13 protein-coding genes are annotated in these 17,786 nt (G+C 67.7%); 6 read left to right on the top strand and 7 right to left on the bottom strand.

The window, feature by feature from the left end; translation table 11 throughout:
• The first annotated feature begins 93 nt into the window (after positions 1-93).
• The gene (locus tag Q3A80_RS21175; protein WP_446330842.1) at positions 94-1,947 is read left to right on the top strand and encodes an ABC transporter ATP-binding protein; all 1,854 of its coding nucleotides are present in this window, start codon (positions 94-96) and stop codon (positions 1,945-1,947) included.
• A gap of 199 nt (positions 1,948-2,146) precedes the next feature.
• Entirely contained in the window at positions 2,147-3,319 is a 1,173-nt protein-coding gene (locus Q3A80_RS21170) for a porin (RefSeq protein WP_446330841.1), read from the top strand.
• A 73-nt stretch (positions 3,320-3,392) separates the two neighbouring features.
• Here Q3A80_RS21170 and Q3A80_RS21165 read toward each other — a convergent pair whose 3' ends face one another.
• The 4 genes from Q3A80_RS21165 to Q3A80_RS21150 form a co-directional block, all read right to left on the bottom strand.
• Positions 3,393-3,863 carry a hypothetical protein gene (locus Q3A80_RS21165; RefSeq protein ID WP_446330840.1) on the bottom strand — a complete coding sequence of 157 codons (471 nt, stop codon included), beginning with the start codon at positions 3,861-3,863 and terminating at the stop codon, positions 3,393-3,395.
• A gap of 155 nt (positions 3,864-4,018) precedes the next feature.
• Positions 4,019-4,486, bottom strand: coding sequence for a sodium:proline symporter (locus Q3A80_RS21160; protein WP_446330839.1), 468 nt, complete (start codon positions 4,484-4,486; stop codon positions 4,019-4,021).
• Positions 4,487-4,526: 40 nt separating this feature from the next.
• A complete protein-coding gene (locus tag Q3A80_RS21155; protein ID WP_446330838.1) occupies positions 4,527-5,189 on the bottom strand; it encodes a nitroreductase in 663 nt (220 codons plus the stop codon).
• 162 nt (positions 5,190-5,351) lie between these two features.
• Entirely contained in the window at positions 5,352-6,332 is a 981-nt protein-coding gene (locus tag Q3A80_RS21150; RefSeq protein WP_446330837.1) for a LysR substrate-binding domain-containing protein, read from the bottom strand.
• Between the two features lie 57 nt (positions 6,333-6,389).
• Between Q3A80_RS21150 and Q3A80_RS21145 the strand changes: the two genes are divergently transcribed.
• From Q3A80_RS21145 to Q3A80_RS21135, 3 genes are all read left to right on the top strand, one after another.
• The gene (locus tag Q3A80_RS21145) at positions 6,390-7,292 is read left to right on the top strand and encodes a DMT family transporter (protein WP_446330836.1); all 903 of its coding nucleotides are present in this window, start codon (positions 6,390-6,392) and stop codon (positions 7,290-7,292) included.
• Between the two features lie 624 nt (positions 7,293-7,916).
• Positions 7,917-9,071: a branched-chain amino acid ABC transporter substrate-binding protein gene (locus Q3A80_RS21140; RefSeq protein ID WP_446330835.1), complete on the top strand. Its 1,155-nt coding sequence runs from the start codon at positions 7,917-7,919 to the stop codon at positions 9,069-9,071.
• Between the two features lie 88 nt (positions 9,072-9,159).
• The gene (locus Q3A80_RS21135; protein WP_038571482.1) at positions 9,160-9,462 is read left to right on the top strand and encodes a hypothetical protein; all 303 of its coding nucleotides are present in this window, start codon (positions 9,160-9,162) and stop codon (positions 9,460-9,462) included.
• Positions 9,463-9,594: 132 nt separating this feature from the next.
• On the opposite strand, the gene Q3A80_RS21130 is transcribed toward Q3A80_RS21135, so the two are convergent.
• A complete protein-coding gene (locus tag Q3A80_RS21130) occupies positions 9,595-13,191 on the bottom strand; it encodes an indolepyruvate ferredoxin oxidoreductase family protein (RefSeq protein WP_446330834.1) in 3,597 nt (1,198 codons plus the stop codon).
• Positions 13,192-13,294: 103 nt separating this feature from the next.
• On the opposite strand from Q3A80_RS21130, the gene Q3A80_RS21125 reads away from it, so the two are divergent.
• Positions 13,295-14,200 (top strand): LysR family transcriptional regulator, encoded by a 906-nt coding sequence (locus Q3A80_RS21125; RefSeq protein WP_446330833.1) that lies wholly within the window; start codon positions 13,295-13,297, stop codon positions 14,198-14,200.
• Between the two features lie 90 nt (positions 14,201-14,290).
• On the opposite strand, the gene Q3A80_RS21120 is transcribed toward Q3A80_RS21125, so the two are convergent.
• Together Q3A80_RS21120 and Q3A80_RS21115 are read right to left on the bottom strand one after the other, a co-directional pair.
• Positions 14,291-15,736 carry an MFS transporter gene (locus tag Q3A80_RS21120; protein WP_446330832.1) on the bottom strand — a complete coding sequence of 482 codons (1,446 nt, stop codon included), beginning with the start codon at positions 15,734-15,736 and terminating at the stop codon, positions 14,291-14,293.
• Positions 15,737-15,803: 67 nt separating this feature from the next.
• A complete protein-coding gene (locus tag Q3A80_RS21115; RefSeq protein ID WP_446330831.1) occupies positions 15,804-17,777 on the bottom strand; it encodes an aconitase family protein in 1,974 nt (657 codons plus the stop codon).
• Positions 17,778-17,786 lie beyond the last annotated feature (9 nt).

Below are 17,786 nucleotides of genomic sequence, written 5' to 3'. Positions count from 1 at the left end.
ACACTCGCAGCCGAACCGGCGATATCGCGCCGGTCACCGAACGTGCATGACCGCGCAGGCCGCCCGCCCGCGCCGCATCAAGGAGAGGTATCAATGTTTTCGTGGTTTGAACGGCGCTTGCCGACATTCCCGCTCGAAGATCCCGTCACGCCGCCGAAGGGCTTCTTCTCGTTCGTCTGGGCGTGCACGAAAGGCGCGCGCAGCTGGATCCTGCTGATCGCGCTGACGTCGGCCGCGCTCGCCGCGTACGAGGCCGCGCTGTTCGCGATGATGGGGCGCGTGGTCGACTGGCTGTCGTCCGCGACGCCGGCCGACTTCGGCAGCCGCCATTTCGGCACGCTCGCCGGCTTCGCGGCGATTCTCGCCGGCAGCGCGCTGCTGATCGCGCTGCATACGATGGTCAAGCATCAGGTGCTCGCGATCAACTTCCCGATGCGGCTGCGCTGGCTGTTTCACCGGCTGATGCTCGACCAGAGCCTGTCGTTCTACGCGAACGAGTTCGCGGGCCGCGTGACGACCAAGATCATGCAGACCGCGCTCGCGGTGCGCGACGCGCTGTTCATGTCGGTCGACGTCGTGATCGGCGTCGCCGCGTACCTGATCGGCATTCTCGCGCTCGCGGCAAGCTTCGACTGGCGGCTGATGATTCCGCTCGTGCTGTGGGCGCTCGGCTATGGCGCCGCCTGCGCGTTCTTCGTGCCGCGCCTCGGCCGCGTCGGCAGCCAGCAGGCCGACGCGCGCGCGCTGATGACGGGCCGCATCACCGATGCCTATTCGAACATCACGACCGTGAAGCTGTTCTCGCACACGCGCCGCGAAGCCGATCACGCGCGCCGCGCGATGGAGGCGTTCAAGGTCACGGGCGATGCGCAGATGCGGCTCGTCAGCGCGTTCGAGATCGTCAACCACCTGCTGTCGACGCTGCTGCTGGTCGGCTCGACCGGCCTCGCGCTGTACCTGTGGCTGCACGGCGAGGCGAGCGCGGGCGTGGTCGCGGCCGTGATCGCGATGGCGCTGCGGCTGTCGAGCTATTCGCACTGGATCATGTGGGAAATGACCGAGCTGTTCGAGAACGTCGGCACGATCCAGGACGGCATCAACACGCTGACGAAGGTGCGCAGCGTGGTCGACGCGCCCGGCGCGAAGACGCTCGCGGTGCCGCGCGGCGAAATCGTGTTCGACGACGTGCGTTTTGCGCACGACGACAACGACACGCCCGTGTTCGACGGACTGAACCTGACGATCCGGCCCGGCGAACGGATCGGCCTGATCGGCCGCTCGGGCGCCGGCAAGTCGACGCTCGTGAACCTGCTGCTGCGCTTCTACGACGTCGACGGCGGCACGATCCGGATCGACGGGCAGGACATCGCGCACGTGACGCAGGACAGCCTGCGCGCGGCGATCGGGATGGTCACGCAGGACACGTCGCTGCTGCACCGGACGATGCGCGAGAACATCCTGTACGGCCGCCCCGACGCGACCGAGCACGAGATGCGCGACGCGGCCGTGCGCGCGGAGGCGTCGGACTTCATCGAGCGGCTGCGCGACCGGCATGGGCGCAGCGGCTACGACGTCGAGGTCGGCGAGCGCGGCGTGAAGCTGTCGGGCGGCCAGCGGCAGCGCGTCGCGATCGCGCGCGTGATGCTCAAGGACGCACCGATCCTCGTGCTCGACGAAGCGACCAGCGCGCTCGATTCCGAAGTCGAGGTCGCGATCCAGCGCAGCCTCGACAGCCTGATGAGCGGCAAGACCGTGATCGCGATCGCGCACCGGCTGTCGACGATCGCGGCGATGGACCGGCTGATCGTGCTCGACGAAGGCCGCATCGTCGAGGAAGGCACGCACCTTCAGCTGCTGCAGGCCGGCGGCATCTATGCGGCGCTGTGGGCGCACCAGAGCGGCGGCTTTCTCGGCGAAACGGCGGAAGCGGAAGGCGCGGAACAGTAACGCGTGCCGAGGCTTCGGGCGTTCCGCGCACGACGCGGCGCTCGAAGCCATGCAACAGCGAACCGGTTGCTCGCGCAACGAAACGGCGACCGCCGCCGCCCTTCATAACGATTCGACAATTTATTGGTTCCCTTGACGATGCGCGGTCCGTATCGTTCACCGATTCGTCAGACTTATCGACCAACGGGGGAATCCAGCAATGAAACGAATCCGGTCACTCGCGCTGCTCGCCGTTCCGGCGTCGCTCTGCGCCACCGTCGCGCACGCGCAAAGCAGCGTCACGCTGTACGGCATCGCCGATGCGGGCATCGCGTACGTGCATAACGTGCAGAACGCCAACGGCAGCAACGCGTCGAACCTCGTCAGGTTCAGCAGCGGGAATCTGTCCGGCAGCCGCTGGGGGCTGCGCGGCATCGAGGATCTCGGCAGCGGGCTGTCCGCGCTGTTCCAGCTCGAGAACGGCTTCAACCTCGGCACCGGCGCGCTCGGCCAGGGCCAGCGCGAATTCGGCCGCAAGGCCGTCGTCGGCCTCGCGAGCAGCACGTACGGCACCGTGACGCTCGGCCGCCAGTACGATCCGGTCGTCGATCTCGTGCAGGGCCTCACCGAGGACAACTATTTCGGCGGCGTGTTCGCGACGCCGGGCGACCTCGACAACTACGACAACAGCCTGCGCGTCAGCAACTCGGTGAAATACACGAGCCCGCTGATTTCGGGCTTCCAGTTCGCCGCGCTGTACGGTTTCGGCGGCGTCGCGGGCGCGACCGGCAGCGGCCGCACCTACAGCTTCGGGCTGAGCTACGCGAACGGCCCGCTGTCGCTCGGCGCAGGCTACTTCTTCGCGAACGGCGGCTCGAGCGTCGCGAGCGGCGTGCGCACGTGGTCGAGCAGCTCGGACACGCTGTTCAATACCGTGATCAACCAGGGCTTCTCGAGCGCGAAGTCGATCCAGATCGTGCGCGTGGCCGGCCAGTACGCGGCCGGGCCGGCGACCTTCGGGCTCGCGTATTCGAACACGCAATACGGCGCGGACACGCTGTCGGCCTTCACGCAGAACGCGAAGTTCAACAACGGCTCGGCGTTCTTCAACTGGCAGTTCTCGCCGGCGCTGCGCGCGGGCGTCGGCTACAACTACACGTCGCTGACGGGCCCGGCTTCCGCGCACTACAACCAGGTGAACGTCGGCGCGGACTACGCGCTGTCGAAGCGCACCGACCTGTATGCGTTGTTCGGCTATCAGAAGGCCAGCGGCAACACGCTGAACGCGAGCGGTGCGATCGTGAAGGCCGCCGCGTCGGTCGGCTCGTATGGCGTGAACTCGGGCACCGATACGCAGGAACTCGCGATCGTCGGGATCCGCCACAAGTTCTGACGGCTCGCGTCGCATCGCGATGAACCGGCGGGCGCACACTGCGGTGTGCGTCCGCCGTATCTTTTGCGCCGCTTCAATGGCGACGCATGCCGCCGAACCCGTGGCCGCCGGTGAAGGCCGGCTCGCGATGCAAGCCCGCGCCCATCGGCACGCCGACGCGGCCGCGCACGCCGCCGTCGAAGTGACCGGGGCGACCGAAGCGGTCGAAGTGATGCCGGCGATGGAACCGGTCGATGAACACGAAACTCGCGCCCGTGCCGATGAAAACGGCCGGCCCCCAGTACCACGGGTCGGCGTACGGATACGCGGTGTCGGGGTACCACACGATGCTGCCGTCCGCGCCTTGCATCATCTGCCACGTGCCGTCGCCTTGCCGGCATGCCCGCCCGACGACCTGCTGTTCCGAGCCGTCGATTTCGGCCTGCATGACGACCGCCCGGCAGATCGCGCCGTTATCCGCCGGGTCGTCATGCGTTTGTGCGAGGCCGGACATCGAACATCCGACGCAAACGATACCCATCCCGAACCGCAGCAAGCTGCACATGATCGGCTCCTGCCATGTTGCCCACGAACGCTCGACCCTGCGCGTCGTTGACGGCGCACGCTTCGTATCGGGTCACTCGACCACTAAACGACAGGACACGCCGGATTATTCCTGGGGTCGGGATGCGCAAGGACGGCGTGGGAACCGCCGACCGGTCATGCGCGCGGCGCGCGCCGGACGAACTGGTACACGCCGGCCGCGGTCACGCCGAACACGACGTGGGCAACGAGCGTGATCGCGCCACGCGCCTGAACGAACCACGGGAAGATCGCGGTGAACGCATGCAGGTTGACGCCGTACAGCACGAGCCCGAATACGCCGCCCGCGAGCAGCGCGGTGCCGGGCGACAGAGTGCGGACGAGCTTCACGAGCACGGTCGCGTAAGCCAGCGACAGCACGGCATGCACGAGCGTCGCGACGCCCATGATGACCGGATCGAAGCCCGCGGGCGCGCCGAGCACGCGTCGTCCCAGCGCGATTGCCGCGGTCAGGCGTGCATCGCGAAACAGGTTGCGAATCGGGTCTTCGCCGGCAATCGGCCAGAGCAGCAGTTCGATGACGGTCGACGCGACCGCCGCGCCGAACGCCACCCACAGAATCGGGACCGGACCGTTGCGCTTCACGTGTCCGCCTCCGCGATCGGTGACAGTCCGCCGTGCGGACTTACAACGGACGTTCGCAGTCCGTCCAGTACGCGAACGGATCGCGGTGCTTCGGGTAGTGCTCGTCGAGCCATTTCAGCAGCGTCGCGCGCGCGTTGTCGAGATCGGCCTTCGACGACGACGTCGTCAGCTCGTGCACTTCGACCGACTTTTCCCGGTCCATCACGTAGCAGTTCCAGTCGGGGCCGTCGAGATCCGGATCGTCGGACGCCTTCGACGCCTTGCGAAAACCGAAGCCCTTGCGCGCATCGATGTAGTAGCGCGGATGCACTTTCAGATACGACATTTCGCCGCCCTGCAGGCTGCTTTCCGCACGCACCACGTCGCGCTGGTCGACGATCTGCGTGACTTCGGGCAACCGGCGCGAGCGCCAGCCGGCCGGCAGCGTCGCCGTCGCGCGCACCGCGTCGTACGCGCCCCACGTGAGGCCCCAGGCCTCGGCCATGCGCTTCATGAACGCATCCGCGCCCGGATAGCCGCGCAGCTGGATTCTGGTCGACAGCGTGACTTCGACGCGGCCGTCGGCGCCGGTCGCGTCGGCCGCCGCTTCGAACGGGTTGCCCGGACGCGACGACGCGCGCTGCTGCGCGTCCGCGGGCGCCATGCCCGAAAACAGCTGGTCGAGCGCCGCACGCGCTTTCGACGACTTGTCTGGTCTATTCATTCCTCATTCCCTTGCATTCGAACGGCTCGAAACCCTCGATTCTCGCTCATCTTGCGGATCGGCCGGTTTTTCGCGCACGCATTGTCGGCGATGCGCCCTTCGTGGTCGAGCCGCAGCAACGTTCATGCCGTCGCGTCGCACGTCCCGAGCACCCGTTTGTCGTTATCCCAGCGCCGCCCGCATCCGCTCCATCAGCGCGAGCACCTCCGGACGATTCTCGCCCTTCGCATGCACGAAGTGATAGCGGAGCAGCGATTCGACCTCGTGACGGCTCACGCGCACGAGCGCGCTGCGCTTCAGATACGCATCCGCGAGCGGCACGCGCGCCAGCGCGATGCCGAGCCCCGCTTCGGCCGCCGCGAGCACCAGGTTGTAATCCTCGAAGCGGCGATCCTGCGCGCGCGGCTTGAACGCAATGCCGAGCGCGTCGAACCACGTGCGCCAGCCGGTCACGTCGGAGTCGTGCAGCAGCGGCATCTCGAGCAGCGCGGCATCGCCGCTGCGGCGCCGCAGCGCAGCCAGCTGCGCGGCGAGCCGCGGATGCGCGACAGGATAAAGCTGTTCGGGCATGAACTCGCGCGTCTCGAGCTGGCGCCAGTTGCCGCGCCCGTACCGGATCGACAGGTCGGCTTCGCCGGCGGCAATATCCACGTTGCGCACCTCGATGCCGAGCTCGATGCGCAGCGCGGGTGCTGCGCTCTCCAGCGCATGCTGCCGCTCGAACAGCCACAGCTGCGCGAAGGCCGGCACGACGCTCATCCTGACGAGACGCGGCGTGCGTGGCGAGCGCCACTGATCGGCCGCGCTGTCGATGATCGCGAACGCCTGCTCGATCCGGCCGACGAAGCGCTGGCCGTCCGGCGTCAGCCGCACGCCGCGCGCATGACGTTCGAACAACGCCATGCCGAGCCAGTTCTCGACCGCGGCCACGCGCCGGCTGATCGCGCCGTGCGTGACACCGGACACGTCGGCGGCCGCCAGAAACGAGCCCTCGCGCGCGACCGTACATACCGTCTCGAGGCTCGCGAGCGGCGGCCGCGGGCCGGGTGCCGGCGTGACGGCCGGCAGCAGGTCCGTTGCACGCTGCCGCGTGCGCGTCGAACCGTCGGTCCGGCGGCGCACCGAGCTGTGAGCCATATTCATATTCGTGTGTTGATCTGTGCGCTAGCTTAACATCTCGCGACGACGCACCATGGCCGCATGAACACCCTTTCATCCCCGACGTCGCGCAATGCGCGACTGCCGCTCGTCGCGGCCGGTGCGGTGGCGTTCACGATCGTGTCGTGGGCCGCCGCGTTCCCGTTCATCCGGATCGGCCTGCACGGGCTCGCGCCACTGCAGCTCGCGGCCGCGCGCTTCGCGACCGCCGCCGTGCTCGTGATCGCCTGGCTCGCGTGGCGGCGGCCGCCGAAGCCGTCCGCGCGCGACGCGCTGCGTTTTCTCGTCTGCGGCTTTCTCGGGATCGCGCTCTACAACGCGCTGCTCAACACCGGCGAGCAGACCGTGTCGGCCGGCGCGGCGAGCTTCATCGTCAACACGCTGCCGATCTTCACCGCGCTGCTGGCCGCGGTGTTCCTGCGAGAGCGCTTCAACCGCTGGGGCTGGCTCGGTTCGCTGGTCAGCCTCGCCGGCATCGCGGTGATCGCGCACGGACAGCCGGGCGGCCTCGTGCTCGGCTCCGGCAGCACGCTGATCCTCGGCGCGGCGCTGTGTTCGGCCAGCTATTTCGTGCTGCTGCGCCGGATGATTCCCGTGTACGGCGCGCTGCCGTGCGCCGCGTACACGCTGCTGGCCGGCGCGGTGCTGCTGACGCCGTGGCTGCCGGGCGCGCTGGCGTCGCTCGGCGGCAGCGCGTCGCACGACACGGCGCTCGCCGTACTGGTGCTCGGCGTGTTTCCGGCCGCGCTCGGGTATGCGACGTGGACGTTCGCACTCGGCTACTTCGGCGCGGCGCGCGCCGCCAATTTTCTCTATCTGACGCCGGCGGTCGCGACCGCGCTGTCGATGGCGCTGACCGGCGAGCGGCCCGGCGTCGAGACGGTGTGCGGCGGGCTGCTGGCGATCGCGGGCGTGGTGTTCGTGGCGTTGCGCGGGCGGACGTAGAGCGCGAGCGGGTGGACGGCAGTGCCGGTGTCAACGAACGGGTAGCCGAAAGCCGGCCGCTGCCCGTTCAAGCCGGGCCCCGCGATCTGGAAGGCGGAATACACGCGTTGCCGGTGTGAGCCCATGCCGATTCGTCGACGGTACGAGACTTGACCGTTAGTTGCATCAACGAGGCGACTGCTGCACCGCCTGCATTGCGATGACCGCGATCGATCGCATCCGTGCAGCGCGGGAAAAGTGTGCAGACAAATCGACCGAACAGTTCGCGATTGATTGCATCGCACTGTCCATGGTCAGCGGTATCGGCGCGGCCGAATAATCGGAGCAATCGAAGGTGCGGGCAGTCCGCACGCCTGCACGACGCAGCGCGCAACCGCTGCACGACCGAATCATCAAATTTGCGCAAGCCTGCGTAATTCGCCGAAGCGGCCGCAAACGGGTTCGGATATATTCATACCAATTGCGTGTCGTCAGACGAAATCGCCCGCTCGCCCGGGCGCGACCCGGCGACATGCAAGCCGAACCCGTCACGGGTCATGGAGACTCGTCCGGCCACCTGCCTGCCTCACAAGGGCGCGCGGCCGGCCGGACGGCACTAGAAATATCAATCAACGGAGATGGCAGATGGAACGAAGCACTGTCGGCATGCGCTGCAAACCCCTGATCACGGTCGCACTGGCCGCCGCCGCATTCGCGGCCGCGTCGGGCGCGATGGCCGACCAGGTCGTGAAGATCGGCAGCGTCGAACCGACGACGGGCGGCATTTCGCACCTGGGCAAGGACAACGAGAACGGTGCGCGCCTCGCGGTCGAGGAAATCAACGCGAAGGGCCTGACGATCGGCGGCAAGAAGATCACGCTGCAGCTCGACGCGCAGGATGACGCGGCCGACCCGCGCCAGGCGACGCAGGTCGCGCAGAAGCTGGTCGACGACAAGGTCGTCGCCGTGATCGGCCACCTGAACTCGGGCACGTCGATCCCGGCATCGAAGATCTACAGCGATGCGGGCATCGTGCAGATCTCGCCGTCGGCCACGAACCCGACCTACACGCAGCAGGGCTTCAAGACGACCTACCGCGTGGTCGCGACCGACGCGCAGCAAGGCCCGGCCCTCGCGAGCTACGCGCAGTCGAAAGGCGTGAAGAGCGTCGCGGTGATCGACGATTCGACCGCGTACGGCCAGGGCCTCGCGAACGAATTCGAGAAGAAGGCGAAGGCGCTCGGGCTGAAGGTGCTGTCGCACGACGCGACCAACGACAAGGCCGTCGACTTCCGCGCGATCCTGACGAAGATCAAGGGCGAGAACCCGGACGCGATCATGTACGGCGGCATGGACGCCACCGGCGGCCCGCTCGCGAAGCAGGCGAAGCAGCTCGGCCTGCGCGCGAAGATCCTGTCCGGCGACGGCGTGTGCACCGACTCGCTCGCCGAACTCGCGGGCCCCGCCGCGGACAACGTGCTGTGCTCGCAGGCCGGCGCGGCGCTCGAGAAGATGCCGGGCGGCGCGGCGTTCCTCGCGAAGTACCAGAAGCGCTTCAACCAGGGCATCAAGTTCGATGCGCCGTTCGCGTACGACGCGGTCTACATCGCGGTCGACGCGATGAAGCGCGCGAACTCGACGGACCCGGCGAAGATCCTCGCGGCGATGCCGGCGACGAAGTATGACGGCGTGATCGGCACGACGACCTTCGACGCGAAGGGCGACCTGACGCACGGGATCATCTCGATCTACGGCTACAAGACCGGCAAGAAGACCTTCCTCGACCAGGTGAAGATGTAATTCCCCGTGACGCCGGCCCGACGGGAACGCCACCCGTCAGCGCCGGTGCCGCGCGGGGCCGATTCAAGTTTTGCGGAGACGAAGCGACATGTGTGCGATGGCGTATGCGGAATTTCAACAGGAGTTGAAGAAAGCGCAGTTGACGGCGCGGGAATTCGCCCGGCTGATCCGGATGAACGAAAGCTCCATCACCAACTATTCGAGCAAGGGCACCGTCCCTTCCCACCTCGCGGTCATCGCGACCCTGATCGGCGCGCTCGCCGCGCACGAGATCGATTTCCGGCACGTGATCGGCAAGACCGGCATCGAGCCGAAACGACCGCGCGGCGTCGGCGCGTTTCCGGCGGCGGCCAAGCCGCGGTCTGCAAAGCGCCGCAACGGCGATTCGTGAACGCCGCGGCCGCTCGGCCGCTCGGCCGTTGCGCTCCGCCCGCCGCTCACTGCACGCCGCGCCAATTCACTCCCCCGCGCAGATGACGGCGAGCCCGGCCTGAAACCCGACCTCGCCCGCCGTCGATGAACGTCACGCGATCGCGACGGATCGCATCGGCGTCCGGTAGGCTTCGAGCAGCCGTTCCCTTTTCTTCTCGGCCGCCGCCATGTTGCGCGCCTTCACGTGGCCGAAGCCGCGGATATCGTCGGGCAGGTTCGCGAGTTGCAGCGCGACCGGAAGACGCCCGGTATCCAGCGTCGCGCAGAATTCGTCGACGAGCGCGATGTAGTCGGCAATCAGCCGGCGCTCGTCGCGCCGCTCGGCCGTATGCCCGAACACGTCGAACGGCGTGCCGCGCAGCGCCTTCAGTTTCGCAAGCACGCGGAAAGCCGGCAGGATCCACGGGCCGAAGCGCTTCTTCTGCAGGTGCCCGTGTTCATCGCGCTTCGCGAGCAGCGGCGGCGCGAGATGGAAGTACAGCTTGTAGTCCCGCCCAGGCACGCCGTCGAACTGCTGACGCAGCTTCTCCAGATACGCGGGATCGGCATACAGCCGCGCGACTTCGTATTCGTCCTTGTACGCCATCAGCTTCGCGAGGTTCGCCGCCACCGCTCGCGTGAGCGGCAGTCCCGACGCGCCGCCGATTCCCGATTCCTTGGCCCGGATCCGCTCGACCACGTCGCGATAGCGCCGCGCATACGCACCGTTCTGGTATGCGCTCAGCAACGCCTCGCGCGCGCCGATCAGCGTGTCGAGCGACTCCGGCATCTGCACGACGATCCGTTGCGGCGCGGCGGCGGGCTCGACGAGCGGCTGGACCGCCGCCACGCCGTGATGCGCGATATGGCGCCCGAGATTGAACGCATGCTGATTCTTGTCGACCGATACGCCATTGAGTTCGATCGCACGCAGCAGGCTCGCGAGTTCCAGCGGCAGCCAGCCCTTCTGCCACGCGAAGCCGAGCAGCAGCGGATTGCTGTAGATCGAATCGCCCAGCAGCGCCAGCGCGAGCTGGTTCGCGTCGATGAACGCACACCCGTCGCCGATGCTGTCGCGCAGTTCGGCTTCGGTCTGCGTGCCCGGGAACGTCCATTTCGGATTCTTGACGAATTCCGCGGTGGGCGTCGCGCCGCTGTTGATCGCGGCGACCGTCACGCCATGCCGCGTGCGCGACAGCACGTCGTTCGATGCCGACACGATCGCATCGCAGCCGATCACGAGCCGCGCTTCACCGGTCGCGATGCGCGTCGCGTGCAGCGCGTCGGGCGTCGCCGCGATCTGCACGTGGCTGAGCACCGCGCCGCCCTTCTGCGCGAGGCCGGCCATGTCGAGCACCGTGACACCCTTGCGTTCGAGATGCGCGGCCATGCCGATCAGCCCGCCGATCGTCACGACGCCGGTGCCGCCGACGCCCGTCACGAGAATCCCGTACGCGCCCGCAAGCGCCGGCAGCGTCGGCATCGGCAGCGCGTCGAAGTCGAATGCGTCCGCACGGCCGCCGCGTGCCGCCGCCGGCTTGCGCAGCTGCGCGCCCTCGGCCGTCACGAAACTCGGGCAGAAACCCTTCACGCACGAGAAGTCCTTGTTGCACGACGACTGGTTGATCTTGCGCTTCGTGCCGAGCGGCGTGTCGAGCGGTTCGACGGACAGGCAGTTCGACTGCACCGAACAGTCGCCGCAGCCTTCGCACACCGCGTCGTTGATGAACGCGCGGCGGGCCGGATCCGGATACGCGCCGCGCTTGCGGCGCCGGCGCTTTTCGGTCGCGCAGGTCTGGTCGTAGATCAGCACCGTCGTGCCCGCGATGTCGCGCAGCATCCGCTGGACTGCATCGAGCCGGTCGCGGTGATGCACGTCGACGCCCGCAGGCAGCGCGACGCCGCCATCGTACTTCTCCGGCTCGTCGGTCACGATCACGATCCGCTTCGCGCCTTCCGCGCTCACCTGGTGCGCGATCTGCGGCACGGTCAGCACGCCGTCGACCGGCTGGCCGCCCGTCATCGCGACCGCGTCGTTGTAGAGGATCTTGTACGTGATGTTCGCGTTCGACGCGATCGCCGCGCGAATCGCGAGCAGGCCGGAATGGAAGTAGGTGCCGTCGCCGAGGTTCACGAACACGTGCTTGTCGCCGGAGAAGTGCATCTGGCCGAGCCACGCGACGCCCTCGCCGCCCATCTGGCTGAACGTTTCGGTCTTGCGGTCCATCCACATCGACATGTAATGGCAGCCGATTCCCGCCAGCGCGCGCGAGCCTTCCGGCACGTTCGTCGACGTGTTGTGCGGGCAGCCCGAGCAGAACCACGGCTTGCGCTCGACCGACACGCGCGGCTTCGCCGCATCGCGCTCCTTCGCGTCGATGATCGCGACGCGCGCGAGCATGCGCGCGCGCACGTCGTCGGGCAGGTCGGCCCGCGCGACGCGCCGTGCGATCGCCTTCGCGATCAGCGCCGGCGACAGCTCGTAGTGCGCTGGCAGCAGCCAGTCGCCGCGCGGCACCGACCATTCGCCGCCTTCGTTGTCGCGTTCGTCGAACTTGCCGTAGATCTTCGGCCGCACGTCCTCGCGCCAGTTGTACAACTCTTCCTTCAGCGCATATTCGAGGATCTGGCGTTTCTCTTCGACGACCAGGATTTCCTCGAGGCCCGTCGCGAACGCACGCGCGTCCTGCGCGTCGAGCGGCCACACGCAGCCGACCTTCAGCACGCGCAAGCCGATCTTCGCGCAGGTCTCGTCGTCGAGACCGAGGTCGCTCAACGCCTGGCGCACGTCGAGATACGCCTTGCCCGCGGTGATGATGCCGATGCGCGGCGTCGGCGAATCGATCACGATGCGGTTCAGCCGGTTCGCACGGACGTACGCGAGCGCCGCGTACCACTTCTCGTCGAGCAGCCGCGCTTCCTGCGCGAGCGGCGAATCGGGCCAGCGGATGTTCAGGCCGCCTTCCGGCATCGCGTAGTCGGTCGGCGTGACGATCTCGACGCGATCGGGATCGAGGTCGATCGATGCGGTCGATTCGATCACGTCGGTCACGCACTTCATCGCGACCCATAGCCCCGAATAGCGGCTCATCGCCCAGCCGTGCAGCCCGTAGTCGAGGTATTCCTGCACGTTGGCCGGATACAGCACCGGAATGCCCGCCGCGATGAACGCGTGTTCCGACTGGTGCGCGACCGACGACGACTTCGCCGCATGGTCGTCGCCGGCGAGCACGAGCACGCCGCCGTGCGCATCGCTGCCGGCCGAATTCGCGTGCTTGAACACGTCGCCGGTACGATCGACGCCCGGACCCTTGCCGTACCACATGCCGAACACGCCGTCGCGCGTCGCGCCCGGCCACAGGTTGATCTGCTGCGTGCCCCACACGGCGGTCGCGGCCAGATCCTCGTTCACGCCGGGCTGGAACACGATGTCGTTCGCCTGCAGGTGGCGCTTCGCCTTCCATAGCGACTGATCGAGCGCACCGAGCGGCGAGCCGCGATACCCGGATACGAAACCGGCCGTGTTCAGGCCGGCCTTCCGGTCGCGCGCCTTCTGCAGCATCGGCAGACGCACGAGTGCCTGCGTGCCGCTGATGTAGACGCGGCCCTTTTCGAGCGTGTACTTGTCGTCGAGCGACACGGATGAATCGGACGTCGGGGCCGCATCGGCCGGCGGAAGCGACGCAACAGCGTGATCTGGCGCGTTCATGGCGGGACTGTCTCCGGGGGAATCGTGATTTTTCAGCGCAGTATAGGAAGCCGATTTGCTATCGTAAAATCACAAATAGACAATCCTGGTATCCGAAAATCAGATGGCATTCGATCTCACGCTCAGGCAGTTGCGCTACTTCGCGGCCGCCGCGCAGACCGGCCAGTTTTCGATGGCCGCGGCGAACGAACACGTGTCGCAATCGGCGATCACGAACGCGGTCCTGGCGCTCGAACACGGTCTCGGCACCCGGCTGTTCGAGCGGCTGCCGCAGGGCGTCGCGCTCACGCCCGACGGCCAGGATTTCTACAACCATGCGCGCCGCGTGCTCGACGCCGCGCGCGACGCGGTGCACAAGCCGCCGTTCCGCTCGCACGACATGCGCGGCACCGTGCGGATCGCCGCGTCGTATACGGTGCTCGGCTACTTCCTGCCCGAGCTGCTCGCACGCTTTCGCGCGACCTATCCGTTCATCGAGTTCGACCTGCGCGACATGGAACGGCCCGATACCGAACGCGCGGTGCTCGACGGCGACGTCGACATCGGCGTCGTGCTGTTGTCGAACGTCGACAAGCTGAGCCGCTTCGGCAGTCAGGTGCTGATCCGCTCGCGGCGGCAGCTGTGGGTCGCGCCGACGCATCCGCTCGCGCAGCTCGACGCGCCGTCGCTGAAGGACATCGCCGCGCATCCGTACATCCTGATCACGGTCGACGAAGGCGAGCAGTCGACGCTGCGCTACTGGAAGAAGAAAGGGCTCGCGCCGAACATCGCGTTCCGCACGAGCTCGATGGAAGCGCTGCGCGGGCTGGTCGCGCACGGCTTCGGCGTGACCGTGCTGTCCGACATGGTGTTCCGGCCGTGGTCGCTCGAAGGCAAGCGGATCGAAGCGCGGCCGATTCTCGATGCCGTGCCGCAAATGGACGCCGGGATGATCTGGGCGAAAGGCGCGCAGTTGAGCGCGCCGGCCGCCGCGCTGCAGCAGTTCCTGATTCACGCGTGCGGGACGTGAACCGGGGCGTGCGCAGCGGCATGCCCAGCAGCGTGCGCGGCGGCGTGCATAGCAGCCCGCACATCCGCCGCCGCACGCACGGCCTGCCGCTCAGTGAGAAATGCGCTCGAGCGACTGGCCGAGCGTTTTCGGGCCCATCAGCCCGATCGCGAGAATGACAAGCGTCATCGCGCCGGCAATGAACACGAACACGCCGGTCACGCCGAATTCCCTCAGCGTGAACGCGATGACGAACGAGCTGAACACCGCCGACAACCGGCTCCACGAATAGACGAAGCCGACCGCGCGCGCACGGATCGCGGTCGGATAAAGCTCCTGCTGGTACGCGTGATACGTAAACGAAATGATGTTGCCGGCCAGCGTCAGCAGCACGCCGAGCGTGACGATCGCCACCGCCGCCGACGCCTGGCTGAACAGCAGCCCGCTCACGATATTGAGCGCGGCCATGCACACGATCACGTGCTTGCGTTCGAAACGGTCCGCGATCCAGTAGCCGAGCAGCGGCCCGAGCGGCGCGGCGAGGCCGATGATCGTCGTATACAGCAGGCTCGACGTCACGGTGATGCCCTGCTTGACGAGCAGCGTCGGCACCCAGTTCGCGAAACCGTAGAACCCGACAGTCTGGAAGATGTGGAAGATCACGAGCATCAGCGTGCGCGTCCGGTACGGCGGCCTCAGCATGTCGGCAAACCCGGCGTCGCGCGGCACGGGGCCGGCCGGGCCGGGTTCGGGCAGCGGCCGGCCGTGCTGCCGTTCGACTTGCGCCTCCAGCCGCGACAGCACTTCATCCGCTTCCCGGATGCGGCCCTTGCCCGCGAGCCAGCGCGGGCTTTCCGGCAGGTTGCGCCGGAAGTACCAGACGAACAATGCGCTCACGCCGCCGAGCAGCACGACCCAGCGCCAGCCGTCGACGCCGAACGGCGCCGCGGGCACCAGCAGGTACGACAGGAACGCGACGACCGGCACGGCCGAGAAGCCGATCGTCTGGCAGATCGCGAACGCGCGGCCGCGCAGATGCTTCGGCGCGAGTTCCGACATGTAGGTGCCGATGGTGATCAGTTCGACGCCGATGCCCATGCCCGACACGAAGCGCCAGAAGTTCAGGCCGCTCGCCGTATCCTGGAACGCCATCACCGTATTGGCCGCGACGTACCACAGCAGCGACCACGTGAAGATCGACCGGCGGCCGAAGCGGTCGGCGAGGAACCCGCATGCGGCCGTGCCGAGAAACAGCCCGCAGAACAGCGCGGCGATGAAGCTCGCGACGCCCGACGTGCCGAACAGGCCGGCGGTCGTCGGCGTGAGGATGCGGCTCTTGACGAGACCGGGTGCGATGTAGCCGGTAAACAGCAGGTCGTACAGCTCGAAAAAGAAGCCGAGACTCAGCAGCAGGATCAGCTTCCATACCGCGCGCGTCGCGGGAAGCCGGTCGAGCCGCGCCGAAATCGCGCCCGTGCCGGCTGCGGCCGCGGCCGCCGTGGCGGCGCCCGGGTGCTCGGTGACGCGCAGGTTCGATGCGCGCTCCACAATGGCCATGTCTGTCTCCTGTCTCGTCTTTGGAATGTGCGACTGCTGCGTTGCCGCGCCGGCGGCAGCGGCGCGCTTACGGGTACTGCGCCTGCAATTCGGCAAAGGACGCGATGCGGCCGGCGAGCGCGCTCGCGACCACGGTCGGCGGGCTCGCGAGCCATACCTGCCCGGGCCCGGACCGGCCGGGGAAGTTTCGATTGATCGCGCTGATCGTCACTTGCCCGGCATTCGTCGACGCGCCCGGTCCGCAGTTCGCGCACGCACCGCACGACGGCTGCAACAGAATCGCACCGACCCGTTCGAACGTGTCGAGGTAGCCGCGCCGCGCGCAGTAGTCGCGCACGTCCGACGTGCCGAACTGCAGATAGAGGTTCACGTCAGCCGGCACGCGCAGCCCGCGCGCCGCTGCCCATGCGAGCACTTCGTGGTAGTGATCGAAGTCGTCGCGCTTGCCTGCCGTACACGAACCGCCGTACGCGATGTCGATGCGCGGACGTTCGGCCAGTTCGCCCAGCGCGACGCCGTTGCCGGGATCGCCGGGCGCCGCGAGCATCGGCGTGATGCGCGCGCAATCGATGTCGATCACGTCCGCGTACGGCGCGCCGGCGTCGCTGCACATCCACGGCTCGATCGCGAAGTCGATCCCGCGTCGCTCCTTCAGGAAGCGCACCGTTTCCGCATCGGGTGCGACGATGCCGGTGAAACCGCCGAGTTCGGCGGTCATGTTCGTGAGCGTCGTACGTTCGTCGGTCGACAGTTGCGCAATCGCGGAGCCGGCGAACTCGAACACCTTGCCGACCCCGGCGCCCGCACGGATCTTCGGATCGGCGAGCAGATGCAGCACGAGATCCTTCGCGGTCACGCCCGGCGCAAGCGAGCCGTGGTACTCGATCCGCAGCGACGGCGGCACGGTCATCCGCACCGCGCCCGTCACGAATGCGTTCGCCATGTCGGTGGTGCCGACGCCGAATGCGATGCAGCCGAGCGCGCCGCTGTGCGGCGTATGCGAATCGGTGCCGACGACGACCTGCCCCGGCAATGCATGGCGCTCGGCCATCATCGCGTGCGAGATGCCTTCGGAACCCTCTTCGATGCCGATGCCGTCGCCGGCTTCCGACAGGTAGCCGTGATTCGTCAGCCCGTAGTCGCTCGCGAACTGCCGGTGTGCTGCCGACAGCTCGCGCACATCGGGAAGCAGCCCGTTGCGCACGTGCAGTTCGCTGCGATGCGCATACGACAGGTGATCCTCGAACGCGAGGATCGTCCCGGGGTCATGCAGCGCGAGCGGCTTGCCGAACGCCGCGTGCAGCATGTGCGTGGCCATCCCCGTGTAGTACTCGTGGATGAAGCGCCAGTCGGCGCGAACGAACACGCCCGCGCCCGGTGAAATCGCCGTTCCGGTGCCTTCGGTGCGCAGCACGTGGCGCGCCAGGATCTTCTGCGCGAGCGTGCGGGGCGCGCGCTCGGTCGTTTCGCCGGTGTCGCCTGCGGCGTCGATGTTGCGCATGTGCTGCACACCGTAGCGCAGCAGGCCGCCGCTGCGCAGGATCGACGCGGCGAGGCTGTCGCGCGACGCGACCAGTTCGTCGACGTCGATCGGCTCGCCGCGGCGGATACGCTCGATCAACCCGAAATCCGTCGACGTGAACAGTCCGAGGTTGTCTGCGTTCTGCCGGTAGATCCGCTCGAAGCTCTTCGCGATCACGAGCCGGATGCCCGCGCGGTATTCGGCAAGCGGGCTGTGCTCGCGCGACGAGCCCTTGCCGTAGCGATGCCCGGCAACCGTCACACGAAAGCCGCCCGCGCGCACGGCATCGGGCCCGACCGGATTGCGGCCGCCGGTCCGAAAGCCGAGATACGGGAAGCGTCCGAGGCGCTCGTCGAAGCGGGTGAGCACGCTCATCGGCGTGATCTCGTCGGTCGACACGTCGTCGCGCAGCGGTCCTGCGTCTGCCTCCGTCAGGTCCACGCCGCCGAGTTGCCGTTCGACCCGCTGCGGATCGTCGCAAAGAAACAATATCCGGCCCGCCACATCCACTGTCGCCATCCGATTTCT

It is taken from the genome of Burkholderia sp. SR8 (genome assembly GCF_052851275.1).
Note: the sequence above shows the minus strand (reverse complement) of the source record. Positions and strands in the feature narration are given on the sequence as shown.